The sequence below is a fragment of the Streptomyces smaragdinus genome, assembly GCF_009604385.1.
Classification (GTDB): Bacteria; Actinomycetota; Actinomycetes; order Streptomycetales; family Streptomycetaceae; genus Streptomyces; species Streptomyces smaragdinus.
In genome coordinates this window covers 15,942-42,201 of the sequence record NZ_WEGJ01000047.1, presented here as the reverse complement: position 1 = coordinate 42,201, position 26,260 = coordinate 15,942, and the positions used below count along the sequence as shown (strand labels likewise).

Here is a 26,260-nt window from a genome sequence, read left to right as displayed (position 1 = left end):
CGTGTGAGCGACGGGGTATCAACATATCTGGCGTTGACTTTTGGCACGCTGTTGAGTTCTCAAGGAACGGACGCTTCCTTCGGAACCCTTTCACCGGTTCCTCCGGGCGCTTCCCTTCGGTGTTTCCGACTCTATCAGACTCTTTTCAGTGTCCGATTCCCTGTCGGCGGGAATTCATTTACCAACCTCAACTCCGAGTCCAGCGGGCACGCGGGCCTTGGCTCTCGTTCAGGCGGTGTCGTAAACGTACTGGACGGCCAGGCCCAACGCAAATCGGCGGGAGCCTGGCCGTCCGGACGGGAGTTGACGCAGGTCAGACCTCGACGACGACCGGGAGGATCATGGGCCTGCGGCGGTAGCTGTCGGAGACCCACTTGCCCACCGCGCGGCGGATGAGCTGCTGGAGTTGATGGGTCTCGGCGACTCCGTCCTGGGCGGACTTCGCCAGGGCGTCCTCGATCCTCGGGACGACCGCGGCGAAGGCCGAGTCCTCGATGCCCGAGCCGCGGGAGTGGATGTGCGGGCCCCCCACGATCTTCCCGCTCGTGGAGTCCACGACCACGAAGACCGAGATGATGCCCTCCTCCCCCAGGATGCGGCGGTCCTTGAGCGAGGTCTCGGTGACGTCTCCGACCGAGAGGCCGTCGACGTACACATAGCCGGCCTGCACCTTGCCGGAGATCTTCGCGCGGCCGTCGACCAGGTCGACCACCACGCCGTCCTCCGCGATCACGATGTGGTCGGGGGCGACCCCGGTCAGGGCGCCCAGTTCGGCGTTGGCCCGTAGGTGGCGCCATTCGCCGTGCACCGGCATCAGGTTTCTGGGCCTGCAGATGTTGTAGAAGTACAACAGCTCGCCGGCCGAGGCGTGGCCCGAGACATGGACCTTGGCATTGCCCTTGTGGACGACGTTGGCGCCCCAGCGGGTGAGGCCGTTGATGACGCGGTACACCGCGTTCTCGTTGCCCGGGATCAGGGACGAGGCCAGGATCACCGTGTCGCCGTGGACGATGCGGATCTGGTGGTCGCGGTTGGCCATCCGGGAGAGGGCCGCCATCGGCTCGCCCTGCGAGCCCGTACAGACCAGGACGATCTCGTGGTCCGGCAGGTCGTCGAGGGTCTTCACGTCCACGACGAGGCCCGCGGGAACACGGAGGTAGCCGAGATCGCGGGCGATGCCCATGTTGCGGACCATCGAGCGGCCGACGAAGGCGACCCGGCGGCCGTAGGCGTGGGCGGCGTCCAGGATCTGCTGGATGCGGTGGACGTGGCTGGCGAAGCTGGCCACGATGATGCGCTTCTGGGCGCCCGCGAAGACCGTGCGCAGCACCCCGGAGATGTCGCGCTCCAGCGGGACGAAGCCGGGGACCTCCGCGTTGGTGGAGTCGGCCAGCAGCAGGTCGATGCCCTCCTCGCCGAGCCGGGCGAAGGTGGGCAGGTCGGTGAGCCTGCCGTCCAGGGGAAGCTGGTCCATCTTGAAATCGCCGGTGTGCACCGCCATGCCCGCGGGGGTGCGGATGGCGACGGCCAGGGCGTCGGGGATGGAGTGGTTGACGGCGACGAACTCGCAGTCGAACGGGCCGACCCGCTCGCGGTCGCCCTCCTTGACCTGGAGGGTGTATGGGCGGATGCGGTGCTCCTGGAGCTTGGCCTCGATCAGGGCGAGGGTGAGCTTGGAGCCGATCAGCGGGATGTCCGCCTTCTCGCGCAGCAGGTACGGCACGCCGCCGATGTGGTCCTCGTGCCCGTGGGTGAGGACGATTCCCTCGATGTCGTCGAGTCGGTCGCGCAGCGTGGTGAAGTCGGGCAGGATCAGGTCGACCCCGGGCTGCTCCTCCTCCGGGAAGAGGACACCGCAGTCGACGATGAGCAGGCGGCCGCCGTATTCGAAGACCGTCATGTTGCGGCCGATCTCTCCGAGGCCGCCGAGCGGCGTGACGCGCAGGGCGCCCTCGGCGAGCGGCGGCGGGGGGCCGAGTTCGGGATGGGGATGACTCAAAGGACTCTCCTCACCACGTGCGCCGGCGCACGCCCCGGGCCGTCGGTGACGGTCCGGGAGGTACGAGGGCGCGCGTGAGCGTGATGTGTTGACTTTGTTCTCTATTCAGTTATGACGTCTGGTGGCCGCCCGATTACTCCACGGCGTACGCCGTCCGGGGTGCGGGCGGGTTACAGCTGCACTCCGCCGGCGGCGAGGTCGCGCTTGAGCTGCTCGGTCTCCGGTGCGGTAAGTCCGACCAGGGGCAGACGCAGGGGGCCGGCGGGCCGGCCCCGGAGGGTCAGCGCGGCCTTGGTGGTCATCACGCCCTGGGTACGGAACATGCCGGTGAAGACGGGCAGCAGCTTCTGGTGGATCTCGGTGGCCTTGCGGGTGTCCCCGTTGAGGTGGGCCTCGAGCATCGAGCGCAGCTCGGGGGCTACGACGTGGCCGACGACGGACACGAAGCCGACGGCGCCGACGGAGAGCAGCGGGAGGTTCAGCATGTCGTCGCCCGAATACCAGGCCAGGCCGGTCTGGGCGATGGCCCAGCTGGCTCGGCCGAGGTCGCCCTTGGCGTCCTTGTTGGCGACGATCCGGGGGTGCTCGCCCAGCCGGATCATGGTGTCCGTGTTGATGGGGACGCCGGAGCGGCCGGGGATGTCGTAGAGCATCACCGGGGAGTCGGTCGCGTCGGCGATTGCCTTGAAGTGGCGGTACAGGCCCTCCTGCGGGGGCTTGCTGTAGTACGGCGTCACGGCGAGGAGGCCGTGGGCGCCGGCCTGCTCGGCGGCGCGGGCCAGCTCGACGCTGTGCCGGGTGTCGTTGGTGGAGCAGCCGGCGACGACGTGGGCGCGGGCTCCGACCGCGTCGACCACGGCCCGTACCAGCTGGGCTTTCTCCGCGTCGCTGGTGGTGGGGGACTCCCCGGTGGTGCCGTTGACGATCAGGCCGTCGTTGCCCGAGTCGACCAGATGGGCGGCGAGCTGCTGCGCGCCGTCGAGGTCGAGGGCACCGTCCGCGGTGAAGGGGGTGACCATGGCGGTCAGCACCCGTCCGAACGGGGTCTGCGGTGTGGAAGTCGGAGCCATGGGTCCCACGCTACTCGTAGGTCGGTGCAGCAAGGGAACCCGGCACTGCCTGCTCGGGGGTTCAAGCAGTGCCGGGTCCGTGATCTCAGCCTATGCGAAGTTCGCAAAATAGGGCAATCGGGGCGGCTGGCCGGATCGGCCGGTACGGAATGCCGCCGGCCCCGGTTCCGGCGCGTGTCAGGGGGAGACGCGGCCGTTCCTGTTGAACGCCTCGTGGGTGAGGGGCATGAGCTTCGCCCACTCGGCCTCCATCTTCTCCGCCACCATCTCGATCTCCCGCTGGGGGAAGGAGGGGACCTTCGCCGTCTCGTGCTGGGTGCGCAGGCCGAGGAAGTGCATCAGCGAGCGGGCGTTGCAGGTGGCGTACATCGACGAGAACAGGCCGACCGGGAGGGTGGCGCGGGCGACCTCGCGGGCCACGCCGGCGTCGAGCATCTCGCGGTACGCCTCGTAGGAGCGGCGGTACGACTCCTGCATCGTCTCCGTGACGATCTTGTGCTGTTCGGGGGTGCCCTCGACGAAGACGTATTTGCCGGGACGGCCCTCCTGGACGAGCTTGCGGTCCGGGCCGGGGACGTAGAAGACCGGCTGGAGCTCGCGGTAGCGGCCCGACTCCTCGTTGTAGCTGAAGCCGACGCGGTGCCGGTGGAACTCGCGGAAGACGAAGATCGGGGCGCTGATGAAGAAGGTCATCGAGTTGTGCTCGAAGGGGCTGCCGTGGCGGTCGCGCATCAGATAGTTCAGGAGGCCCTTGGAGCGGTCGGGGTCCTTCTGGAGTTCGTCGAGGGACTGCTCGCCCGCCGTGCTCACGCGCGCCGCCCAGAGGACGTCTCGGTCCGAGGCGCTGTGTTTGACGAGTTCTACGGTGACGTCGCTTTTGAACGTGGGGTTTGTGTCGGTCACCGGGGGTCCTTTCGGGGGCGGTCTTCGTGCTCGGTCAGCTTATGGGGTGGGGGTGACAGCGCCGGTCCCCCGGGCGCCGGCCACCCGCTGTGGGGCACCCTGGCCGGCTGCGTCAGCGGGGGTTGTCAGTGAGGGTTGTTAGTCTGGTGATACGGATTGATGTCTGGATACGGGGCACTTGGAGGGGTTTTGATGAGGCGACGGCGGGGTGGTCTCGGGGAGATACCCGGGCAGGTGCTGGTGGGGGCGTTGGTCGTCGGGGGGCTCATAGGGGCGCTTTTCTTCGGGATGCCCGCCATGGAGACCGGTCAGGGCGGTGCCGGGACGGCGCAGACGGGGACTTCTCGGCCGTAGGCGGTCGTCCCTGCGGGCTCGTACGCCGCGCCGGGGTGGAAGCGTCGCTGCGGCCCCGATAATCTCACCGGGCAAGGCCGAAGCGACGACGTGAGGATCTGCCGTGCCCCTGTCCTTCCAGACGGCTGACCGCGACTTCGACGAGCTTGCGGGCGACGGGCCGCTTCCGTACGCGGACCACGACTACTGGCGGCGGCCGTACCGGCCGGGGCCGTGGCGGGTCGGTGGGGCGGCGCTCGAGCTGCTGATCGTCTCGTATCTGCTGCTGGCCACGGTGATCATGATGATGGCCGGCTCCGCCGGCGGTGCCGTGGTCTGTTTCTCCGCCGCCGTGCTGGTGACGGCGGCCGCGCTGCGGATGCTGCGCATGGGGGTGTGGGTGAGCGCCCACGGGCTGCGTCTGGTCGGCTTCCTCTACACCCGTACGGCCCCGTGGCACACGGTGGAGGCGGTCCGTACGGCCCAGCAGCCGGTGCGGTGGCTGGGGCTGCCGCGGACCGTGCAGGGTCAGGCGGTCGTCGTACAGCTGCGGGGCGGTGAGGTCCGGCAGCTGCTGACGGACCGGAACGCCGACTTCCTCGCCCGGCCCGAGGCCTTCGAGCGTGCCGCGGACACCGTCGAGGCGTGGGGCGCCGAGCTCATCTGACGCCGGTCAGACGGTGGTGCCGCTCGCCCGCCGGAGCGCGATCGCGCGCTGCATCGCCTTGCGGGCGCGCGGGGTGTCACGGGCGTCGTGGTACGCCACGGCCAGGCGGAACCAGCTGCGCCAGTCGTCCGGGGCGGACTCCGTCTCGGCCTTGCGGCGGCGGAACACCTCGTCGGCGGAGTCCCGGTCGATCCGGCCGCTGGGGGTGCGCTTCAGCTCGTCCACCGGCAGACCGCCCTCGGCCTCGAGCTCGCCGGCCAGCCGCTGCGCGTTGAGGGCGAACTGGGTCGTACGCCACAGGAACCAGATGCCGATCAGCGGCAGCACCAGGACCGCGACGCCGAAGGTGACCGTCACCGGGCGGCCGTCGCGGACGAGGATCCAGCCGCGGGTGCCGGCGAGGAAGACGTAGGCGAGGAGGGCGGCCGCCAGGAGGAAGTATGTGATCTTGCTGCGCACGGTGGATCAGTCCAGGTCGAGGTAGTTCTCGAGCCCGAAGGTCAGGCCCGGGGTGCCGGTGACCTTGCGGGCCGCCAGCAGGATGCCCGGCATGAAGGAGCTGTGGTGCAGCGAGTCGTGCCGGATGGTCAGTGTCTCCCCCTGGCCGCCGAGCAGGACCTCCTGGTGGGCCAGCAGGCCGCGCACGCGCACCGAGTGGACGTGGACGCCGTCGACGTCCGCGCCGCGGGCGCCGGGAAGTCCGGTGGTGGTGGCGTCCGGCTGCGGCGGCAGGTCGGCCGCGCGGCGGGCCTCGGCGATCAGCTGGGCGGTGCGGGTGGCGGTGCCGCTGGGGGCGTCGGCCTTGGTCGGGTGGTGCAGCTCGATGACCTCGGCGGACTCGAAGAAACGCGCCGCCTGGGCGGCGAAGCGCATGGTCAGCACGGCGCCGATGGAGAAGTTCGGGGCGATGAGGACGCCGGTGCCGGGGCTCTCCGCGAGCCAGCCGGTCAGCCGGGCGAGGCGTTCGTCGGTCCAGCCCGTGGTGCCGACGACGCCGTGGATGCCGTTGCGTACGCAGAACTCCAGGTTCTCCATCACGGAGTCCGGGTGCGTCAGCTCCACGGCGACCTGGGCGCCGGTACGGGTCAGCTCGCCGAGGTCGTCGCCGCGGCCGAGGGCCGCGACCAGCTCCATGCCCGCGGCGGCCTCGACGGCCCGTACGGCCTCGGAGCCGATCCGGCCCTTCGCGCCGATCACCGCCACCCTCAGGGTGTCACCCACGTCGTCCTCCGCGTCTCGCACTGTGTGCCGGGAGGAATTCTCCCCCGTCACCCCGCTCCGAGCGAAATCGGCCCGGCGCCGCCCGCCGTCACGGGGTGGCGGTCTCCCAGGGAAGCACGCCGAAACCCGACTGCCGGACGGCCTCCCGGAAGAGCTCCGGGTCGAACAGGATGCCGTTGTACTCCGCCGGCACCGGGGTGCCGTCGATCACGGCGGTAGGGGTGCCGGGGCCGCGGGGGTCGTCGCCGACGGCTTCGTAGGCGCGCTCGGAGGCCGTCACGAAGTCCTCGTACGTCATTCCCCTGACCGCCCGGTCGAAGGCCGGGGAGCGCAGGCCGTCCACCTTCGACGCCAGGTCGAGGAGGTACGCGTCGGTGAACCCGTCGACCGCTTCCTCCGGCTGGTTCTCGTAGAGCACGGCGTGGTACTCCGTGAACTTGTCCCGGTCCAGGGCGGCCCGCAGGGCGTTCACCGCCTTTCGGGAGCCCTTGCCGCCGAGCCGGTCGTCCAGGAACGACGCCATGGTGTATTCGGCGCGCACCTCGCGGTGCTCGACCAGGACGCGCAGGGCCTCGCCCGCTCCCTGGAGCTCGAACTCCTCGCAGACGGGGCAGCGCGGGTCCTCGAGCAGATGGACGGTCGTCGGAGCCCCGGGGTCCCCCACGACGATGGTGGTGCCGTCCTTGCCCAGGGCCTCCGGGACGTCCGTGATGGCCCGGTACGGCTTCGGGGGCGGCACCGAGGTGTCCTTGATTCCGCCGCCGCAGCCCGCGGCCGCCGCGGCCAGCAGCACACCGCACACGGACGCGACCGCCCGGTGCGCCCCCCTCATGACCTTCACGTTCGTCTTCCCTCCCTGGATGCGGAGGGAACTAGATCATGAGGGGCGGCGCGCCCGCAAGGGATGGCGCGGGCTCAGCCGATCGCCTCCGCCAGGCGGGCGGCCTGACGGTCTCCGACGGGGCCGATCACGGCCAGCGACGGGCGCTGCGACAGGATGTCGGCGGCCACGGCACGGACGTCGTCCGGGGTCACGGCGGCGATACGGGCCAGCATCGCGTCGACGGACAGCTGCTCGCCCCAGCACAGCTCGCTCTTGCCGATCCGGTGCATCAGCGCACCGGTGTCCTCCAGGCCCAGCACCGTGGAGCCGGCGAGCTGGCCCATGGCCCGGCGCACCTCGTCGTCGGTGAGACCGTGGGCGGCGATCTCGGCGAGTTCGTCGCGGCAGAGCTTGAGGACGTCCTGGACGTGTGCCGGGCGGCAGCCCGCGTACACGCCGAAGAGGCCGCAGTCGGCGAAGCCCGAGGTGTAGGAGTAGACCGAGTAGGCCAGGCCCCGCTTCTCCCGGATCTCCTGGAACAGGCGTGAGCTCATGCCGCCGCCGAGGGCGGTGGAGAGTACGCCGAGGGCCCAGCGGCGCTCGTCGTGCCGGTCGACGCCGGGCATGCCGAGGACGAGGTGGGCCTGCTCCGTACGGCGCTCGAGGAGCTCCACGCGGCCGCCGGCGCGGATCTTGTGGCGGCCGGAACGGGGAGCGACCGGGACGGCGTCCTCGCCGGTCAGGGCACCGGCCGCGGTGAACGCGGCGCGGACCTGGCGGACCACCTGGGCGTGGTCGATGTTGCCGGCGGCGGCGACGACCAGGCGGGTGGGGTCGTAGTGCTTCCGGTAGAAGCGGGCGACGCGGTCGCGGGTGAGGCCGTTGACCGTCTCCTCCGTGCCCAGGACCGGGCGGCCCAGCGGGGTGTCGCCGAGCAGCGTCCGGGCGAACAGGTCGTGGACCAGGTCACCCGGGTCGTCCTCGGTCATCGCGATCTCTTCGAGGACGACGCCCCGCTCGGCCTCGACGTCCTCGGCGCGGATGACGGAGCCCGTCAGCATGTCGCAGACGATGTCGATGGCGAGCGGCAGGTCGGTGTCGAGGACACGCGCGTAGTAGCACGTGTACTCCTTGGCCGTGAAGGCGTTCATCTCGCCGCCGACCGCGTCGATCGGGGCGGAGATGTCGAGCGCCGAGCGGCGTTTGGTGCCCTTGAAGAGCAGGTGCTCCAGATAGTGCGTGGCGCCGCTGAGCGCGGGCGTCTCGTCCCGGGAGCCGACGTGCGCCCAGATGCCGAAGGTGGCGGAGCGCACGGTGGGCAGGGTCTCGGTGACGATCCGCAGGCCCCCGGGCAGGGTGGTCTTCCGGACGGTGCCGATGCCGTCGACGCCCTCCAGGACCGTACGGGTCGCGGCGCGGCGGGGACGGGGGACGGCCCGCCCCTCGGTGAAGGGGCGGGCCGTCTCGCGGGTGTTACGCGTCACTCTTGTCGGAGCCCTTGTCCTCGGCGGACTTGTCGTCCTCGCCCTCGATGACGGGGATGAGGGACAGCTTGCCGCGCTGGTCGATCTCGGCGATCTCGACCTGCACCTTGGTGCCGACCGGGAGGACGTCCTCGACGTTCTCCACGCGCTTGCCGCCGGCGAGCTTGCGGATCTGCGAGATGTGCAGCAGACCGTCCTTGCCGGGCAGCAGCGAGACGAACGCGCCGAAGGTGGTCGTCTTCACGACCGTGCCCAGGTAGCGCTCGCCGACCTCGGGCATCGTCGGGTTGGCGATGCCGTTGATGGTCGTACGGGCGGCCTCGGCGGACGGGCCGTCGACGGCGCCGATGTAGATCGTGCCGTCGTCCTCGATGGTGATGTCGGCGCCGGTGTCCTCCTGGATCTGGTTGATCATCTTGCCCTTGGGGCCGATGACCTCACCGATCTTGTCCACGGGGATCTTCACGGTGATGATCCGCGGGGCGTTGGGGGACATCTCGTCCGGCGTGTCGATGGCCTCCATCATCACGTCGAGGATGTGCAGCCGGGCGTCGCGGGCCTGCTTGAGGGCCGCGGCCAGCACGGAGGCGGGGATGCCGTCCAGCTTGGTGTCGAGCTGGAGGGCGGTCACGAACTCCTTCGTACCGGCGACCTTGAAGTCCATGTCGCCGAAGGCGTCCTCCGCACCGAGGATGTCGGTGAGGGTGACGTAGTGCGTCTCGCCCGAGATCTCCTGGGAGATCAGGCCCATGGCGATACCGGCGACGGGGGCCTTCAGCGGCACACCGGCGTTCAGCAGCGACATGGTGGAGGCGCAGACGGAGCCCATGGACGTCGAGCCGTTGGAGCCGAGGGCCTCGGACACCTGGCGGATCGCGTACGGGAACTCCTCGCGCGTCGGCAGTACCGGCACCAGGGCGCGCTCGGCGAGGGCGCCGTGGCCGATCTCGCGGCGCTTGGGGGAGCCGACGCGGCCGGTCTCACCGGTGGAGTAGGGCGGGAAGTTGTAGTTGTGCATGTACCGCTTGCGGGTCACCGGGGAAAGGGTGTCCAGCTGCTGCTCCATCCGGAGCATGTTCAGCGTGGTGACGCCCAGGATCTGGGTCTCGCCGCGCTCGAACAGGGCGGAGCCGTGGACCCGCGGGATGGCCTCGACCTCGGCGGCCAGGGTACGGATGTCCGTGACCCCGCGGCCGTCGATGCGGACCTTGTCCTTGATGACGCGCTCGCGCACCAGGGTCTTGGTCAGCGAGCGGTACGCGGCGGAAATCTCCTTCTCACGGCCCTCGAACTGCGGGAGGAGCTTCTCGGCGGCCAGACCCTTGATGCGGTCCAGCTCGGCCTCGCGGTCCTGCTTGCCGGCGATGGTCAGCGCCTGGGCCAGCTCGTCGCGTACGGCGGCGGTCAGGGCGGCGAGCACGTCGTCCTGGTAGTCCAGGAAGATCGGGAACTCGCCGACCGGCTTGGCGGCCTTCGCGGCGAGGTCGGCCTGGGCCTTGCACAGGACCTTGATGAAGGGCTTCGCGGCCTCGAGGCCGGAGGCCACGACCTCCTCGGTCGGCGCGGTGGCGCCGCCCTTGACGAGCTCGATCGTCTTGTCGGTGGCCTCGGCCTCGACCATCATGATCGCGACGTCGCCGTCCTCCAGCACCCGGCCGGCGACGACCATGTCGAAGACGGCGTCCTCGAGCTCGGTGTGGGTCGGGAACGCCACCCACTGGCCCTTGATCAGGGCGACGCGGGTGCCGCCGATCGGGCCGGAGAAGGGCAGGCCGGCCAGCTGGGTGGAGCAGGAGGCGGCGTTGATCGCGACCACGTCGTAGAGGTGGTCGGGGTTGAGCGCCATGATCGTCTCGACGATCTGGATCTCGTTGCGCAGGCCCTTCTTGAAGGACGGGCGCAGCGGACGGTCGATCAGCCGGCAGGTCAGGATCGCGTCCTCGGAGGGACGGCCCTCGCGGCGGAAGAAGGAGCCGGGGATCTTGCCGGCCGCGTACATGCGCTCCTCGACGTCCACCGTGAGGGGGAAGAAGTCGAGCTGGTCCTTGGGGTTCTTTGAAGCGGTGGTGGCCGACAGCACCATGGTGTCGTCGTCCAGATACGCGACGGCGGAGCCGGCGGCCTGCTTGGCCAGGCGGCCCGTCTCGAAGCGGATGGTGCGGGTGCCGAAGGCGCCGTTGTCGATGACGGCCTCGGCGTAGTGGGTCTCGTTCTCCACTCGGGATATCTCCTCGTCTGCGCCCCTGCCCGTGTGGCGGGGGCGGGGTACGCCTCCCGCCCGTGTGGCGGGAGACGGCCGGAGAGCATCCGCGGCCGGGCCTTGGGCCGGTACGTCCGGCCGGGCCGGTCTTCGATCGAAGCCTCCGGGTGGGACCCGGGGGCCACTACCGAGGACCGGCGGTGGCGCGGCGGAGGCGGTTGCTCCCCGTATTCATCTGTATCGTGCTGCGACCAGACTACAAACCTTCCGGCGCCCTCACGACGCCTGGCGGGTACCGGTGGTCGCGCGACCGGTGTTCCCGCCCCTGCGGATACGCGAAAGGAGCGGCTCCCGTGCGCGGGAACCGCTCCCCTCCGGACGCCTTACTTGACGCCGCCGGCCGCACCGCGGCGGATGCCGAGGCGGTCGACCAGGGCGCGGAAGCGCTGGATGTCCTTCTTCGCCAGGTACTGCAGCAGCCGGCGGCGCTGGCCGACGAGCAGCAGCAGACCGCGGCGGGAGTGGTGGTCGTGCTTGTGGGTCTTGAGGTGCTCCGTCAGGTCGGAGATCCGACGCGACAGCAGGGCGACCTGGACCTCGGGGGAGCCGGTGTCGCCCTCCTTGGTGCCGAACTCGGACATGATCTGCTTCTTGGTCGCAGTGTCGAGCGACATACCTTCTCCTTGTGGTTTCCGCGGCACGAGCGCCCCCTGGTCTGTGTCACAGGGGAGTCGTGGATACTCGGGCGCGCAGTGTTCCAGGCTACCAGCCGGTGGGGGCGGGTCCGACCGGCTGGGGTCAGGGGGCCTTCACCCCTTCGGGGACGCGGTAGCAGGCGGAGGTGAGGCTGCCGAGGAGGCGGGAGGTGCTGGCGCCGGCGTTCATACGGCTCTGGTCGTGCACGGTGATGTCGGCAAGGAACCGGTCCTCGCCGTGGACGTACTCGGCCTTGAGGGTGAGCACGCGGGCCTTGGTCCGCTCGTCGCGCCCGAAGAACAGGACCTTCCAGCCGTCCTTCGGGATGGTGTCGGCGATCCGCTTGATCGCCTGCTCGAGCTGTGGCACCGGCGGCCCCTTGACGGACCACTCGTCTCGGTATGTGTAGTGCTCATCAGAATACGGGTGAGACTCGCAATATGACTTGTGCCCTCCGGACGGACTTGTCTCGCCCTCAAGGGCCGCATGCCGCAGGATCCCGGAGGACAGTTCCTCCATCTTGTCTCCGACCGGAGCCGGCACGCGGGCCAGAATCTCAGGCCCGTCCTCCGATAGACCAGTCATATTCGAACATCCTGTCATGGTCAGGACCACCAGAGTCATCGCAACAGCCAGCAGGCCACTTTTATGCTTCATCATCTGTCGCATTTCTGACGGTCGGCTACTCGGTCTTGGCCTTGTCGTAGTTACCCGTGACCACAGCGGCCTGGTTGGCCAGGCTTCCCGAGTCCTTTTTCCAGTACCGAGAGTGGTTGTCCATATCGGCAGGAACATCATCGGTCGCGAGCTGCGTGGCGCCGAATTCGGAGTCGCTTGGAGTGATAAAACCCGGGGCCCTGAAATCAATGACCGGGAGTCCCCAGTTCCCTCGCCTTATCTCGACAGGCCCCTGGAAATCTCCGTGACCGAACTGACCGACATCCGGCACGATGTCGCCCGGCAGCTCCATGTTGTAGACGCCGTGGGAAGCACCGATGTCGCTCGCGGAACCGACCTGGACGCCGGGGCTGCCCGCGAAGATCACGTCGTCCACCGGCAGGTCGTACTGGCGGGCGGTGGAACCCACCACGGTGGAGCCGTAGCTGTGGCCGATGACCGTGGTGTGACTGTCGACGCTCGGGTCGTGCGCCGCGTTCAGGCCATGGAGGAAGCTGCTGTGCGCCGACGCGGCGTCATCGGCGTAGTGCGAGAACGGTGCGTCCTTGAACATGTTGTCGGGCGCGTCGTAGCCGAGCCAGGTGATGGTGGACACGGGACCGTCCGAAAGTTCACTGCTCTTGTACCACAGCTCGTTCATCCTGTTCATGTCGCCACCGATCTTGGACAGGTCGGTGCCCGTGCCGGGGACGTAAACCGCGGTGTGCCGCGCCGTGTCCGGGTTTCCGGTTGCCACGATCGCACGGCCGTCATCCTTGGGACTGAAGCCCAGGAGGTACGCCTCGGGAAGCCCGTCCTCCCCTGTCTTCGCGAAGCGCTCCTCGATCTTCTGGATGCCCTTCTTTACCTTTTCGTAGTGCTGGACCTGCGAATTCCATTCCTTCCACTCGGGGGTCTCCCTGTACGTCCCTCCGACTTTGAGGTACCGGAGCGGCTCGTTCGCCCTGAGTCCGTCCAGCTTCATACGCGTCGTGGCGCCCTCCTCCGCCATGTACGCGCGGTTGGCCTCGTCGCGTACGGCTGACGGGAGGCCGTCGAGACGGCCGATCTGTTCGGGGTAGAGGGCGAGGTACTGGTCGCGTTCGTCCTCGGAGAGGGAGGCCCACCAGTCGGCGTTCTCCTGCGGCGTCTTGCCGCTGGGGATCGCGTCGGCCGGGACGCTGTCGGCGGCCTCCGCGCGGACGCCGGCGGTGTCGGAGCGGGCGTCCTTCCAGTCGGCGTCGGTCACCTCGAGGTCGTTGTCGGCGAGCAGGGCGTCGAGTTTGCAGCGCCACTGGTAGTCGGCGTCGGCCGCCTGCTGGAGGGCGTCGCTGATCCAGCCCGCGTAGACCTTGGCCTCCGCCTCCTTGGCGCCCGTCATGTCGGACCAGGGGGTGCCGGGGTGGGCCCCGGCCCCGGCGGCTGGACGGGTCCAGTGGAGGGAGCCGTCCTCCTGCACCGTGTAGCCGGCCGTACGGGCGTCGTCCACCGCCCGGAGGAGTTTGGTCTGGGCCGCCTTGAGGTCGGCGGCGAAGCCGTGCAGTGCAGCGTGGACGGAGGCGCACTGCACCTGGGTGAAGTGGAAGTTCTCGCCGAGGCGCTTGAGCCTGGCCTGGGCGGCGTCAGCTCCTTCCCCCTCGAGCTTGGCGTTGCGCATTCCGGCGGCGATCCGGGCCTCGGTACGGTCCTTGGCCTCGCTCATCGCGCCGCTCACGATCTGCCAGCCGTCGGCGAAGTGCTCGAAGGCGGCGGGCTTGGCGTCACGTAACTGCTGGAACGTCACCATGCGATCACATCCTCGCCCGCGGGCCGCCCATGGCGGGGTTGCCCTGGCCCGGGATCGTCGTCTCGGGCTTGGTCACCTGCTCGCGGAAGAGGTCGCCGGTGGCCGCGTCGTTGCCCGCCAGCGTGCCGCCCGCCTGCTCGAGCTTGCCCGCGACCTCCGCGCACTCGCGCTCCATCAGGTCGAACTGGCGCGCCCAGGAGCTGAGCAGTCCCTGGTGGCCGGAGGTGGTGAGGAAGCCCTCGGTGCCCGCGGCGGTGCCGCCGGTGGTCTTCTCGCGGTGGCGGTCGGCGGCCGTCCGGAGCAGGCCCCGTACACCGCGGGTCTGGCCGGCGGCGGCGGACCAGGCCTTCCGGTCGGAAGCGAGCCGGCTTCCGGCGTTCCCGTCGTTGGCGCCGGCTAATTGCATCGAGGGCGCGGCCCCCGCTTTCAGCTGCGCCCACTCGTCGCTGAACGTGGCCATGTGCCCCCCTGTCGGCATTCCGGGGCACCGAGGGTAGTCGAGATGCAGCGGTGTGTACTGAGTACTCCTACTCATCCACACCGCACAGGGGATCCGGGTCGTCCTCGGGCGCAGTTGTCCCGGCTACCGCAGTCGGGGGCCGCCCCGACCAGCGAGGCGGCCCCCGGGGGGACGGGTGGGGCTCCCGTCAGAACTTGACGCCCTTGTTCTGCAGGTAGACCAGCGGGTTCACCGAGGAGCCGTAGTACGGCGTGGTGCGGACCTCGAAGTGCAGGTGGGGGCCGGTGGAGTTGCCGGTGGAACCTATCTTGCCGATGACGCTGCCCGCGGCCACGGACTGGCCGGTGACGACGTTCGACTTCGACAGGTGGCCGTACTGGGTGTACATGCCGTTGGCGTGCTTGATCACGATCTGGTTGCCGTACGCGCCGCCCCAGCCGTTGGTGACGACGGTGCCGGTCGCGGCGGCCTTGACGGCCGTGCCGGTCGGGGCGGCGAAGTCCTGGCCGGAGTGCTTGTGGGCCCAGTGGGCGCCGTCGGCGTTGTAGGTGCCGGTGAAGTGGAACGGGGCGGTGACCGGGGAGACCCAGCCGCTCGCGGGGGCGGCGTGTGCGGTCGCACCACCGGCGACGGCGAGCGCCAGGCCGGCGCCTGCGGCCGCGACGGCGGCGCGGGCGGGGGTCTTGCGGATGCGGGCGGTGATGTCGGCGTACATGCGTAAAAACCTCCGGGACGGAAAACGACCGGCGGACGGTGCCGGGCGAATTCCTTGATAACGGACATTCCGGAGAGGTTTCAAGCGGCCCCGATACTAATGCCGGCCGTAGCCGCACAAAGGGAATTCGACCCCTTGCAGGGCGGGACCAAAGTCCCGTTCCGGGCCGGTCGTCGGGCCCGCAGGCCCATGGATCCCGCAGGTGGGACGTGGGTGCGCCGGGTCGAAATTCCTCCCGGCCCTTTCCGAAGGTCCCGGCTTCCAAGGGCCCAAGGTCCCGAATCGGACGGCCGTCCCGACTATCCCGCCTAGGAGGCTGTTCTCAGGGCGTGGCGCATGCCACTCTCAGCGCCATTCGCGGACGTCCCGCAGCGTCCCGTTCGCCAGATCGACCCGGCCCCACCAGTCCCCCGCCCGGGTGGTCACGACCACCACGGGGCCGCCCTCGTCGAGGTACGCGCTGTAGAACCCGAGGAGGAAGGGGCCCGCGGCGGGCTCCGGGGCGCCGAGCCGTACGAGCTCGGTGCCGTCCGCCGCGTACACGACGGCGTTCGACTTCGGCGCCGCCGGCTCCGGCAGGGCCTCGACGACCAGTACCTTCCCGTCCCAGGCCACGACGGACTGCGGGGCCGCCGGGTGCTCCTTGACGACCTGGTCCGGGCCGTGGTCCCAGCGGACCGTCCGCTCGCCCTCGGTCCAGTGCAGGACGATGCCGTTCTCGTTCACTTCGGGATCTCCACGGGGTCGCCGACCGGAATGAGGCGTGAGCGGTCCGCCGGGTTCAGGATCTCCAGCTGGGTGCCGCCGCCGGGCAGGTGACCGAGGTTCGGGTCGGTCTGCGGGCCGATGACGCTCTCCTGGATCCGGAATTCCGTCCCGTCGTCCGGGACGCGGTACCGCTGCACGAGCGACACGTCCGGTTTCCAGTCCGAACGGATCGCCAGCTGTTCGCGTACGAACCGCTGGTCGGGGATCGTATCGAAGGTCCCGAAGCCCCCCGGCCGGCTGGGCGGCTGACCGCGTGAGATCACCATGTTGAACTCCTCCCCCGGCGCCGCGATCCGCGAGGTGATCGGGGTGCCCGGCAGGTTCGGGGGTTCGCGCCGCGCCGGTTCCAGGGCGGCCGGGGAGCCGGTGCCGCAGTGGCCGGTGGTGGGGGCCAGGCCCTGGAGGTCGGCCCAGGTGTGCGGGTTGTGGACGTACGCCGTGGGGTTCGGGGCGGGGGCCAGGCCCAGCGGGTCGGGGGTGGTGAAGCGGGCGGTGACCGGGTCGTAGTAGCGGTGGTGGTTGTAGTGCAGGCCCGTCTCGGGGTCGTAGTACTGGCCGGGGAAGCGCAGCGGGGTGTACGCCGTGGCGTCGCGGTTCCACGTGGTGGTGCCCCACAGGGTGGTGCGGGTGCGCCAGGCGGGGTCGCCCGTCTCGGTGATCAGCTCGGTGGGGGTGCCGATGAGGTCGGTGACGATCGCGAAGAAGCGGGCGTCGATCTCGCGCTGGGTGGCCCCGTCGAGGCGGCGCTCGGTCTGCGCGAGGGGGATCGTGCCCTCGTGGTCCCAGGTCGTGGCGACGGGGTCGGGGCCGCCGGTGGTCTGTTCGCACAGCGTCGCGCCCGCCCAGGTGAAGCGGGTCTCCTCGGTGACGTCGTCGCCGGTCAGGCGCTGTTTGAGGGTGCGCCGGCCGAGCGGGTCGTAACGGTAGCGCCAGCGGGTGCCGTCGGGGGTGGTGACGCCGGTGAGCTGGTTCTCGGCGTCGTACGTGTACTGCCAGACATCGGGTTTGCGGGACAGCCGGGTGCGGGTGCGGCGGATCAGCCGGCCGCCCGCGTCGTACGTGTAGCGGTTCGCCCCGGCGTGCTCGACGCGGGTGCCCGTGTACGAGCGGTCGCCGTCGCCGTCGGAGGCCGCGTGGCGGGGCGGGCCCTGGGCGCTCGAGACGTTGCCGGCGGCGTCGTAGGCGTAGGTCTCGGTCCAGTTGCGGGCGGTGACGGCGGTGACCCGTCCGACGGGGTCCAGGCCGAAGCGGCGGGGGCCGCGCAGGGCGTCGTCGACCGCCGTCAGATGGCCGTCGGGGCGGTAGGTGTACGTGCGGGAGGTCACCGTGCGGTCGCCGGCGGTGAGCCGGCTGCCGGTCAGGCGGCCGGCGGGGTCCCGGGTGGAGGTGAGGGTGAGGGTGTCGCCGATGTCGCGGCGGGTTTCGCGGCCGGCGGCGTCGCGGGTGATGTCGATGCGGCGGCCGCCGGTGGTCAGGCCGGTGCGGTGGCCCGCGGCGTCGTAGGTGTACGTCGTGGTGTGGCCGGAGGGGGTGGTGCGGCGGGTGGGGCGGCCGGTCTCGTCGTAGCGGTAGGTGAGGGCGCGGCCGTCGACGAGTTCCGTCTTCACCCGGCCGAGGCGGTCGTACTGGTACAGCAGCTCGCTGTCGGGGGCGGCGGCGTGCAGCAGCCGGCCGGCGGCGTCGTAGTCGTACGTGGTGATCGCGCCGGCCGCGTCCTTGCGGGTGACGCGGCCGAGGGCGTCGTGCTCGAGGCGGATGACGTCGCCGAGCGCGGTGGTGCGGGCGGTGAGCTGTCCGGCGGCGTCCACCTCGTAGCCGAGGGTGCGGCCGTCGAAGTCGGTCTCGGACGTCAGCCGGCCGGCGGCGTCGTAGGTGTACGTCCAGGTCAGGCCCTGCGGGTCGGTGACCTGGGTGAGGCGCAGCTCCGCGTCGTGGCGGAACTCGTAACGGGCGCCGTCGGGGCCGGTGCGGGCGGCGAGGAGGTCGAAGTGCGTGTACTCGAAGCGGGTGGTGTGCCCCGCGGCGTCGGTGTGGGCGGTGCAGTTGCCCTCGCCGTCGTACGTCCAGGTCTCGCTCGCCCCGTCGGGCCCGCTGCGGCGGGCGGGGCGGCCCTCCGGCGTCCACTCCAGCGTCGTCACGCCGCCGAGCGGGTCGGTGATCGTCAGGGGGCGGCCGAAGGGGTCGCGGGCGTAGCGGGTGACGGCGCCGGGAGCGCTGATCTCCAGGGGGAGGCCGGCGGGGTCGCAGCGGACGGCGGTGACGGCGCCGCGGGCGTCGGTGACGGCGGTGAGGCGGCCGCGGTCGTCGTAGGTGTACGCGGTGGTGTGGCCGGCGGGGTCGGTGACGGCGGTGCGGTTGCCGCGGGCGTCGTACTCCTGACGCCAGGTCGTGCCGTCGGCGCCGGTGAGGCGGACGGGGAGGCCCGTGGCGTCGTACTCGGTGACCTGGCGGCTGCCGTCGGGGCGGGTGACGGCGGTGATGCGGCCGACGGGGTCGCGTTCGAGGGCGGTGGTGCGGCCCAGGGGGTCGGTGGAGGTGAGGAGGCGGCCGCGGGGGTCGTGGGTGTAGGCGGTGGTGTGGCCGAGGGGGTCGGTGGTGGCCAGGACGTTGCAGCGGTCGTCGATCAGGTGGCGGGTGGTGTGTCCGGCGGCGGTGGTCAGCGCGGTGACGCGGTGGCCGGTGGCCGGGTCGGGGTCGCCGTGGTCGAGGGTGAGCTGGAAGTGGCCGGCGTCGCCGCCCTCGGCGGTCACGCGGTGGCGGGTGTCGTAGGTGTACGAGTAGCCGGTGCCGTTGGAGTCCGTCCAGCGGGTGACGCGGCGTTTGTCGTCGTACGTGAAGACGGTGGTGCCGCCGGAGGGCTTGGTGACGGTGGCGAGGTCGCCGACGGGGTCGTAGCCGTAGCGGACGACGAGGTGGTCCGCGAGGTGGAGGGCGGTGACGCGGCCGCCGTCGGTGACCAGGCGCAGGTGGTGGCCGCCGGAGTGGACGAGGGCGAGGGGGGTGCCGTCGTCGGTGCGGTCGACGGTGATGCGGTTGCCGTTGCGGTCGGCGGTCTCCGTCAGCCAGGCGGTGCCGTCGGTCCCGGCATCGTTGTCAGAGCTGTCGGAGGGGGCGAGGAAGTACTTCGTCAGCCCGCTGTCGGGGTCCGTCAGCCGGTAGTCGCCGGTGCCGGAGCGTTCGAGTACGGCCGCCGAGGCACCTTCCTCGGCGGCCGTGGGTATGCCGGGGACGGGGTGCGGATACGTGAGGAGCCGGCCGTCGGCGGTGACGTGGACGACGCCGAGGGCGTCGACGAGGAGGCGTTCGTCGACGGTGGACGACCAGGAGGGGCCGAAGAAGCGGCCCAGGGTCCAGCCCGACTCGACGCGGCGGGTGAATTCCAGGGGCAGCACGCCCGGCAGGGTGAGGTCCGTCTGCGGGAGGAACATCCGGCCCGTCGCCAGGTCGACCGGGTCGGTGCCGTTGGTGCAGCGGTGGCTGTCGGGGCGGTGGTGGCCGCCGGGGACGTCGTCCAGGAGGCGGCGGGCGGTGGCGGCGTCCGCGAGGTCGTCGGCGAGGCGGATGCCCTTGACCCCGGCGCCCGCCCCGCCGGTGGCGGCGGTGAGGGCGAGGTCGGGGAGGAGGCGGCCGAAGCCCTCGGCGGGGTCCTTCATGAAGTCCGTGACCATCTGCCGCCCGGCGCCCCACGGGTCGTTGGCGACCTGGACGAGGCCGGCGACGGTGCTGTTGAGGCTGGTGACGTACTCGGCGGGGTGGGTGAGGTTGTACGGGTCGGCCGGGTTCAGCGCGCGGGCGAAGGACACGATGCCCGCGGTGCCCTTGATGATTCCGGCGCCGACGTGGGCGTTCATGACGGGGAGTTCCGCGAGGCCGTCCATGGCCTGCTCCCCGTACGAGGGCTTGGGCGGGGCGGCGTCCCGCGCGGCGCGGACGGTGGCGGCGGCGGTGTCGGCGGCGGAGTCGCGCTGGCGGCGGGCCTCGCCCAGGATCTCCTGCGCCTCGTTCAGCAGCGCGATGCCGGGGTTCGTGGACCCCGGCTTCGGCGGCAGCGAGGACGGGTCGCGGGACTCGGCGGGCTGCGCGTTGTAGCGGTCCACCGCGTCGTTGTACGCGTTCACCTTCTGCTCGAAGGCATCGGACGCCCGCATGCCCTCCTTGAACTTGTCGATCGCCGCCTGCGCCTGTCCCTGCGCCCAGGCGACGGTCCCCGCGAACTGGTCCAGCGCGCCCGCCGCCCGGCCGAACGCGTCGGCGGCCTTGAACCACTTCGGCGGCTCGATCGACACCGTGTCGCGGAACGCGTCCGCCGCCGCGCCCTTCAGATGCGCGGAGTCCAGCCCCTTCAGCCCGTTGCCGACGCCGGTGAAGGACTCCCCCAGCGACCGGAGGTTCGTGGCCAAGGACCGCAGCTTGTCGGGGCTGCCGTAGACCAGTTTGGTCTTGTCCTCGGTCTCGCCGAGCTGCAGCTCGTCGACCTGGGCGCCCATCTGGTTGGCCAGCGAGCGGGAGTTCTCCCGCACCCAGTCCGCCCCCGACTGCCAGCCGACGTCGTCGAGCCGGTCCGCCGTCCAGTTCCCGGCGTCCTCGACGCGGTCGCCGAGCCACTCCGTGCCGGACTCGACCGCGTTCTCGACCGAGTCCGGCGTGATGTCACTGATGAAGTCCCCGATGCCCATCGGTCAACTCCCGGGTGAGAGCGTCAGCTGGTCAGGCTGCGAACCGCCGAGTACGCGTCGAGCACCGCCAGGGTGAGCGGCAGGAGCGAGAGCAGGGCCAGCGACTCGAAGATCTCCATGAAGCGGCCCCAGAACGGGGTGACCCCGGACCGCGGCACGATCAGGCCGATCGCCACGATCACGGCCGCCGCCAGGGCGAACACCGCCGTCAGCCAGACCGTACGGATGTCGAGTCCCGTCGTGTCCCCCTGCACGTACTTGATCATCAGGTCCATCGGCGCCCGCAGCGCCATGCCCACACCGAGCAGGACCAGCGACCCCAGACCGGCCACCAGCATGCACGTGACCTGCGAGGTGTAACGGAAGAGGTGTGCCCGCAGCAGCAGCGACAGCCCCGTCGCCAGCGCGAGCAGCTGCGCCCACCCGTCGCTGGAGAAGCCCAGCACCGCGGCGGCGCCCACGCTGACGGTGGCGCAGCCCCCGACCAGCCCGACGAGCAGCTCGTGTCCCCGGCGTGCCTGGACGGCGATCCGCTCGGCGTCCATCGCGCCCTCGGTCTCCGGCACGGCGTCCGGGTCGGCGTCGTAACTCGCCGCGGAGCGGGGCGTCGCGTACCCGATGGGCAACCGGGCGAAACGCGTCGAGAGCCCGGGGAGGAAGGCGATCGCCCCCAGCGCGAACGGCGCGCACAGCGCCGCCGCCTCGGTCGGCGCCAGGTCGGCGCGGGTGCCGATGAACGTGACCAGCGTGCCCGTGGTGGCCGCGAACGCCACCGCCACGAACGGCCCGTCACCCGTCGGCGACAGCGCGATGAGCACCGCCGCGGCGAGGAGCACCGCCACACAGCCGAGGAGGAACTGCAGCCGTCCGATGCCGTGTCCCGCGGTCGGCGCGATGAGCCCCGAGCCCGCGATCATCATGAGCGGCATCGCGCCCAGGCCCAGCGCCACCGCGGAGGCGCGGTCGCCGTACACCCTGGCCCGTACACCCGCGATCGCCACCAGCAGCACACCGGCGACGGCCGCCAGGATGCCCGGCAGGGAGTGCATGTCGTGCGTCGGCTCGGCGAACCACAGCACGAACCCCATCAGCACCAGCACCACACCGCCGCCGATCAGCCCGGCGGTGCGCATCAGGCCGTCGCTCCACATGGTGCGGTCCTTGGCGACCGCGGAGGCGACGGCGTCCGACACGTCGTCGAACACGGCCGGCGGCAGCGACTCCGAGAACGGGCGCAGCGCCAGCACGTCCCCGTCGAGGATGCGCTGCGAGCCGAAGGTGCGCGAGCTGTCCAGCACGCTGCCGTCGCGGCGCACCAGGTGGTAGCCGACGGGGCCGCCGGCCTCCGGGGTCTGGCCGGACAGCCGGAGGATCTCCGGGTAGATGTCGGCGACGGGGATGTCCTCGGGCAGTGCGACGTCGATCCGGCTGTCCGGCGCCACGATCGTGACCCGGACGAAGCCCGTCGCGGACGCGGTCGTATGACTCCCGCCCCTGCTGTACGCGCTTCTTCCCGGCGAGGCCGGCCCACCGGCCCTCGCCGTGACCCCCGAGATCGCAGTACTCACCTGTCGCTCCCCTTCCCCGTGCCCGCCTGTTCGCCGGGCGCCCACCATACCGCCCCTCCTCCCCGGTATCGGAAGGCGCTTCACCGGATACGGTTTCCCCCAACCCCGGCCGCCGGTACGGCGGATCCGGTAGCGGCGTGCACAGGGGGTATGCGCCCTGTCGGTGCGCCCCAGTAGGATCACGGCTCGCGGGGGCCGATACCGCCCTCGTACACGAGGGGATTGGCAGCACAGTGACCCACATCGTCGTCAAACGTCAGCCGCGGGCCCTGCCCCCTGACGTGCCGAGCGAGGACCTGCGGCTGGAATCGCCCCCTGAGCTGCCTCGCGGCTATCAGGAGGGCGTCCTGATGCAGATCCTTCCCATGATGGGGATGGGCACCATGGTGGTGTTCTTCTTCAACCCGGGTGCGCCGCCGTTCATGCGCATCATGGGCATGGTGATGATCGCCGCGATGGTCGCGATGATGGTCTCGATGATCGTGCGGTTCCGCCGGGGCACGCAGGGCGAGATGGCGAACATGCGCCGGGACTATCTGAAGTACCTCGCGCAGACCCGCCGTCAGGTGCGCAAGACCGTACGCAAGCAGCGGGACGCGCAGTTCTATCTGCATCCGTCGCCCGAGCAGCTGTGGGCGCTGGTCGCCGAGGGCAGCCGCGTGTGGGAGCGGCGGGCCGGTGACATGGACTTCGCCGAGGTACGGGTGGGGCTCGGCCCGCAGCAGCTGGCGACGACGGTGATCGCGCCGGAGACCCGGCCGGTGGACGAGCTGGAGCCGCTGACGGCCGGTGCGCTGCACCAGTTCATCAACACGCACTCGACGGTGGAGGCCCTGCCGCTCGCCGTGTCGCTGCGCGCCTTCTACCACCTGACGGTCAGCGGCGAACGCCAGTCGGTGTACGGGATGATCCGCTCGATGGTGGGCCAGCTGGCGTCCATGCACTCCCCCGACGACCTGGTGATCGGCGTCGCCGCCGGCCGGGGCTCGGCGGAGGAGTGGGAGTGGGCCAAGTGGCTGCCGCACGTGCAGCTGCCCGGCGAGGGGGACGGCGCGGGCAGCCGGCGGCTGATCACGCAGAACGCGGCCGAGCTCGAGGAGATGCTGAACGAGCGGCTGGAGGGCCGGCCGCGGTTCAACTCCGGCGGGCAGCCGCTCCTGGACGAGCCGCATCTGATCCTCATCCTGGACAGCACGATGGTGCCGCCGGGTTCGGTGCTGGCGTCCCCGGAGGGGCTGCAGGGCGTCACGATCATCGAGGTGGTGCCCGGCGAGATGGACGCGGCCCGCGGCGGCCTCGCGATGGTCGTACGGCCGGGGCGCCTCGAGCTCGACTCCGGTTCTGGCGTGGTGTACGAGGCGGAGCCGGACCTGCTCGCGCCGACGTCGGCGGAGGCCCTGGCGCGCCAGCTGGCGCCGCTGCGGATGGCGTCGGCGGGCGGCGACGACAGCGAGCAGCCGCTGCTGGCCAACCTGGACTTCACGGATCTGCTGGGCCTGGGCGACGCGTCGACGATCGACACGACGCGCACCTGGCGGCCCCGTTCGCAGGCGGAGCGGCTGCGGGTGCCGATCGGTGTGGGCGAGGACGGCTCGCCGGTCATGCTGGACCTGAAGGAGGCGGCGCAGGACGGTATGGGCCCGCACGGCCTGTGCGTCGGCGCCACCGGTTCCGGCAAGTCGGAGCTGCTGCGCACGCTGGTGCTCGGCCTGGCGGTCACGCACACGTCGGAGACGCTGAACTTCGTCCTCGCGGACTTCAAGGGTGGTGCGACGTTCGCCGGTATGTCGGAGATGCCGCACGTGGCGGCGGTCATCACGAACCTGGCGGACGACCTGACGCTCGTCGACCGCATGGCGGACTCGATCCGCGGTGAGCTCAACCGGCGTCAGGAGCTGCTGCGCGACGCGGGCAACTACGCCAACATCCACGCGTACGAGCGGGCCCGGGTGGCCGGCGCCCCGCTGACGCCGATCCCGTCGCTCGTCCTGGTCATCGACGAGTTCAGCGAGCTGCTGACCGCCAAGCCGGAGTTCGTGGAGATGTTCGTCCAGATCGGCCGTATCGGCCGGTCGCTGGGCGTGCATCTGCTGCTGGCCTCGCAGCGCCTGGAGGAGGGGCGGCTGCGCGGTCTCGAGACGTATCTGTCGTACCGGATCGGTCTGCGGACGTTCTCGGTCGCGGAGTCGCGGGCGGCGCTGGGTGTGCCGGACGCGTACCATCTGCCGTCCGTCCCCGGCTCCGGCTATCTGAAGTTCGGTACGGACGAGATGGTCCGGTTCAAGGCGGCGTACGTCTCCGGCGTGTACCGCACCGCCGACGAGGAGTCCGAGCGGACCGCCGCGTCCGCGCCGCCGGCGGTGCTGCGTCCCCCGGTGTGGTTCACGGCCGCCCCGGTCGCCGTCTCCCGGTCCTCGGACCCGCGCGCCAACGCCCCCGTACCGCCGCCGCGGCCCAGCTCGGGCGACGACGACGCCCTCGCGGACACCGTGCTCGACGTGATCGTGGGCCGGCTCGAGGGCAAGGGCCCGGCGGCGCACCAGGTGTGGCTGCCGCCGCTGGACGCCCCGCCGTCGCTGGACGAGCTGCTCCCGGGCCTCGCGGCGATCCAGGGCCGCGGGCTGGCGCACCCCGACTCCCCGCACCCCGGGCGCCTCGTCGTACCGCTGGGCCTGGTCGACAAGCCGTACGAGCAGCGGCGTGACGTGCTGTGGCGGGACTTCTCCGGCGCTGCCGGTCACATGCAGATCCTCGGCGGTCCGCAGTCCGGCAAGTCGACGCTGCTGCGCACGCTGATCGCGGCGTTCGCGCTCACGCACACGCCGCAGGAGGTGCAGTTCTACGGGCTGGACTTCGGCGGTGGCGGTATGTCGTCGGTCGCCGGCCTGCCGCACGTCGGCGGCGTCGCCTCGCGTCTGGACCCCGAGCGGGTGCGGCGCACGGTGGCGGAGGTGTACGGGATCCTCAACCGGCGCGAGGAGTACTTCCGCTCGGCGGGCATCGACTCGGTGGCGACGTTCCGGCGGCGCCGGGCGCGCGGCGAGATCGACCTCGACGACCAGCCGTGGGGCGACGTGTTCCTCGTCGTCGACGGCTGGCAGGGCTTCCGTACCGAGTACGAGGGCCTGGACCAGATCGTCACGGACATCGCCTCGCGCGGTCTGGGCTACGGCATCCACGTCGTCCTGACGGCGTCCCGCTCCATGGAGGTCCGGGCGGCGCTGAAGGACCAGCTGATGAACCGTCTCGAGCTGCGGCTCGGTGACGCGATGGACTCGGAGTTCGACCGCAAGGTCGCGGCGAACGTCCCGGCGGGGGTCCCCGGCCGCGGCCAGACCCCGGACAAGCAGCACTTCATGGCCGCCGTCCCGCGCATTGACGGCGTCGGCTCCGACGACGCGCTGTCGGACGCCACGGCTGCCCTGTGCCAGGCCTCCTCGGAGGCGTGGACCGGCCGCCGGGCCCCGGCGGTGCGGCTGCTGCCGCGCATGCTGGAGGCGGCGGAGCTGCCCAAGGGCAACGCGCAGCCGGAGCGCGGTGTGGCGTTCGCCATCGACGAGAACAACCTCGAGCCGGTGTACGTCGACTTCGAGACGGACCCGTTCTTCCTCGTCTTCGGTGAGAGCGAGTCCGGCAAGACGGGCGTGCTGCGGCTGCTCGCCAGGCGGATCGCCGAGCGCTACCACCCGGACGAGGCGAAGATCGTCGTCGGTGACTACCGGCGTTCGCTGCTCTCCGCGATCCCCGAGTCGCATCTGCTGGAGTACGCGCCGATGTCGACCGCGATGGAGGGCCATATGACGGCCCTGCGCGACATGATGGTGCGCCGCACCCCGGGCAACGACATCACGCCGCAGCAGCTGCGGGACCGCAGCTGGTGGTCGGGGCCGAAGGTGTTCGTCATCATCGACGACTACGAGCTGGTGGCGACGTCCTCCGGGAACCCGCTGTCCGTGCTGCTGGAGCATCTGCCGTTCGCCCGTGACGTCGGTGTGCGGTTCATCATCGCGCGCAGCGCGAGCGGTGTGTCGCGGCAGATGTTCGAGCAGGTGATGACGCGGATGAAGGAGCTGGGCGCGCAGGGCGTCGTGCTCTCCGGCGACCCGATGGAGGGCGAGATCCTGGGCAACGTCCGGGCCCGTCCGATGCCTCCGGGCCGCGGCTACTTCGTCTCGCGCAAGCGCGGGGCGCCGCTGGTGCAGCTGGGGTGGCTGCCGGACGAGCGGTAGGTCCT

At 71.0% G+C, this 26,260-nt stretch carries 18 protein-coding genes; 2 read left to right on the top strand and 16 right to left on the bottom strand.

The annotated features are described in order from the left end of the window. Positions 1-313: 313 nt before the first annotated feature. From SRB5_RS32025 to thyX, 3 genes are all read right to left on the bottom strand, one after another. On the bottom strand, positions 314-1,999 hold the full coding sequence (locus SRB5_RS32025) for a ribonuclease J (protein ID WP_153456983.1): 1,686 nt from the start codon (positions 1,997-1,999) through the stop codon (positions 314-316). Positions 2,000-2,169: 170 nt separating this feature from the next. After that, positions 2,170-3,069, bottom strand: coding sequence for a 4-hydroxy-tetrahydrodipicolinate synthase (gene dapA / locus SRB5_RS32020; RefSeq protein WP_153456982.1), 900 nt, complete (start codon positions 3,067-3,069; stop codon positions 2,170-2,172). Positions 3,070-3,246: 177 nt separating this feature from the next. Beyond that, positions 3,247-3,972, bottom strand: coding sequence for an FAD-dependent thymidylate synthase (gene thyX, locus SRB5_RS32015; protein WP_323378826.1), 726 nt, complete (start codon positions 3,970-3,972; stop codon positions 3,247-3,249). A gap of 457 nt (positions 3,973-4,429) precedes the next feature. Here thyX and SRB5_RS32010 point away from each other — a divergent pair, with 457 nt between their 5' ends. Then, positions 4,430-4,972 carry a hypothetical protein gene (locus tag SRB5_RS32010; RefSeq protein ID WP_323378824.1) on the top strand — a complete coding sequence of 181 codons (543 nt, stop codon included), beginning with the start codon at positions 4,430-4,432 and terminating at the stop codon, positions 4,970-4,972. 6 nt (positions 4,973-4,978) lie between these two features. On the opposite strand, the gene SRB5_RS32005 is transcribed toward SRB5_RS32010, so the two are convergent. The 13 genes from SRB5_RS32005 to eccD all read right to left on the bottom strand — a co-directional run bounded on the left by SRB5_RS32005 (position 4,979) and on the right by eccD (position 22,074). Further along, the gene (locus tag SRB5_RS32005; protein WP_323378823.1) at positions 4,979-5,431 is read right to left on the bottom strand and encodes a tetratricopeptide repeat protein; all 453 of its coding nucleotides are present in this window, start codon (positions 5,429-5,431) and stop codon (positions 4,979-4,981) included. A 6-nt stretch (positions 5,432-5,437) separates the two neighbouring features. Next, positions 5,438-6,193, bottom strand: a complete 756-nt coding sequence (gene dapB, locus SRB5_RS32000) for a 4-hydroxy-tetrahydrodipicolinate reductase (protein ID WP_323378822.1) — start codon at positions 6,191-6,193, stop codon at positions 5,438-5,440. 88 nt (positions 6,194-6,281) lie between these two features. Beyond that, positions 6,282-7,025, bottom strand: coding sequence for a DsbA family protein (locus tag SRB5_RS31995; protein WP_153456988.1), 744 nt, complete (start codon positions 7,023-7,025; stop codon positions 6,282-6,284). Between the two features lie 83 nt (positions 7,026-7,108). Beyond that, positions 7,109-8,500 (bottom strand): M16 family metallopeptidase, encoded by a 1,392-nt coding sequence (locus SRB5_RS31990; protein WP_323378821.1) that lies wholly within the window; start codon positions 8,498-8,500, stop codon positions 7,109-7,111. Continuing rightward, positions 8,490-10,718 (bottom strand): polyribonucleotide nucleotidyltransferase, encoded by a 2,229-nt coding sequence (locus SRB5_RS31985; protein ID WP_323378820.1) that lies wholly within the window; start codon positions 10,716-10,718, stop codon positions 8,490-8,492. The genes SRB5_RS31990 and SRB5_RS31985 overlap by 11 nt, the downstream gene beginning before the upstream one ends. A 365-nt stretch (positions 10,719-11,083) precedes the next feature. Further along, on the bottom strand, positions 11,084-11,374 hold the full coding sequence (rpsO, locus tag SRB5_RS31980; RefSeq protein ID WP_153456981.1) for a 30S ribosomal protein S15: 291 nt from the start codon (positions 11,372-11,374) through the stop codon (positions 11,084-11,086). Between the two features lie 124 nt (positions 11,375-11,498). After that, positions 11,499-11,765: a hypothetical protein gene (locus SRB5_RS31975; RefSeq protein WP_153456980.1), complete on the bottom strand. Its 267-nt coding sequence runs from the start codon at positions 11,763-11,765 to the stop codon at positions 11,499-11,501. Positions 11,766-12,078: 313 nt separating this feature from the next. After that, complete coding sequence (locus tag SRB5_RS31970; RefSeq protein WP_153456979.1) at positions 12,079-13,839, bottom strand: alpha/beta hydrolase; 1,761 nt, start codon at positions 13,837-13,839, stop codon at positions 12,079-12,081. Positions 13,840-13,843: 4 nt separating this feature from the next. Next, on the bottom strand, positions 13,844-14,299 hold the full coding sequence (locus SRB5_RS31965; protein WP_153456978.1) for a hypothetical protein: 456 nt from the start codon (positions 14,297-14,299) through the stop codon (positions 13,844-13,846). Positions 14,300-14,486: 187 nt separating this feature from the next. Then, the gene (locus tag SRB5_RS31960; RefSeq protein ID WP_153456977.1) at positions 14,487-15,014 is read right to left on the bottom strand and encodes a M23 family metallopeptidase; all 528 of its coding nucleotides are present in this window, start codon (positions 15,012-15,014) and stop codon (positions 14,487-14,489) included. Between the two features lie 345 nt (positions 15,015-15,359). Continuing rightward, positions 15,360-15,740: a hypothetical protein gene (locus SRB5_RS31955; protein ID WP_153456976.1), complete on the bottom strand. Its 381-nt coding sequence runs from the start codon at positions 15,738-15,740 to the stop codon at positions 15,360-15,362. Further along, positions 15,737-20,458: a putative T7SS-secreted protein gene (locus tag SRB5_RS31950; protein WP_153456975.1), complete on the bottom strand. Its 4,722-nt coding sequence runs from the start codon at positions 20,456-20,458 to the stop codon at positions 15,737-15,739. Before SRB5_RS31950 ends, SRB5_RS31955 begins: the two co-directional genes overlap by 4 nt. Positions 20,459-20,481: 23 nt before the next feature. After that, entirely contained in the window at positions 20,482-22,074 is a 1,593-nt protein-coding gene (gene eccD / locus SRB5_RS31945; RefSeq protein WP_153456974.1) for a type VII secretion integral membrane protein EccD, read from the bottom strand. Positions 22,075-22,259: 185 nt separating this feature from the next. Here eccD and eccCa point away from each other — a divergent pair, with 185 nt between their 5' ends. Next, positions 22,260-26,255: a type VII secretion protein EccCa gene (eccCa, locus tag SRB5_RS31940; protein ID WP_323378819.1), complete on the top strand. Its 3,996-nt coding sequence runs from the start codon at positions 22,260-22,262 to the stop codon at positions 26,253-26,255. The last annotated feature ends 5 nt before the right edge of the window (positions 26,256-26,260 follow it).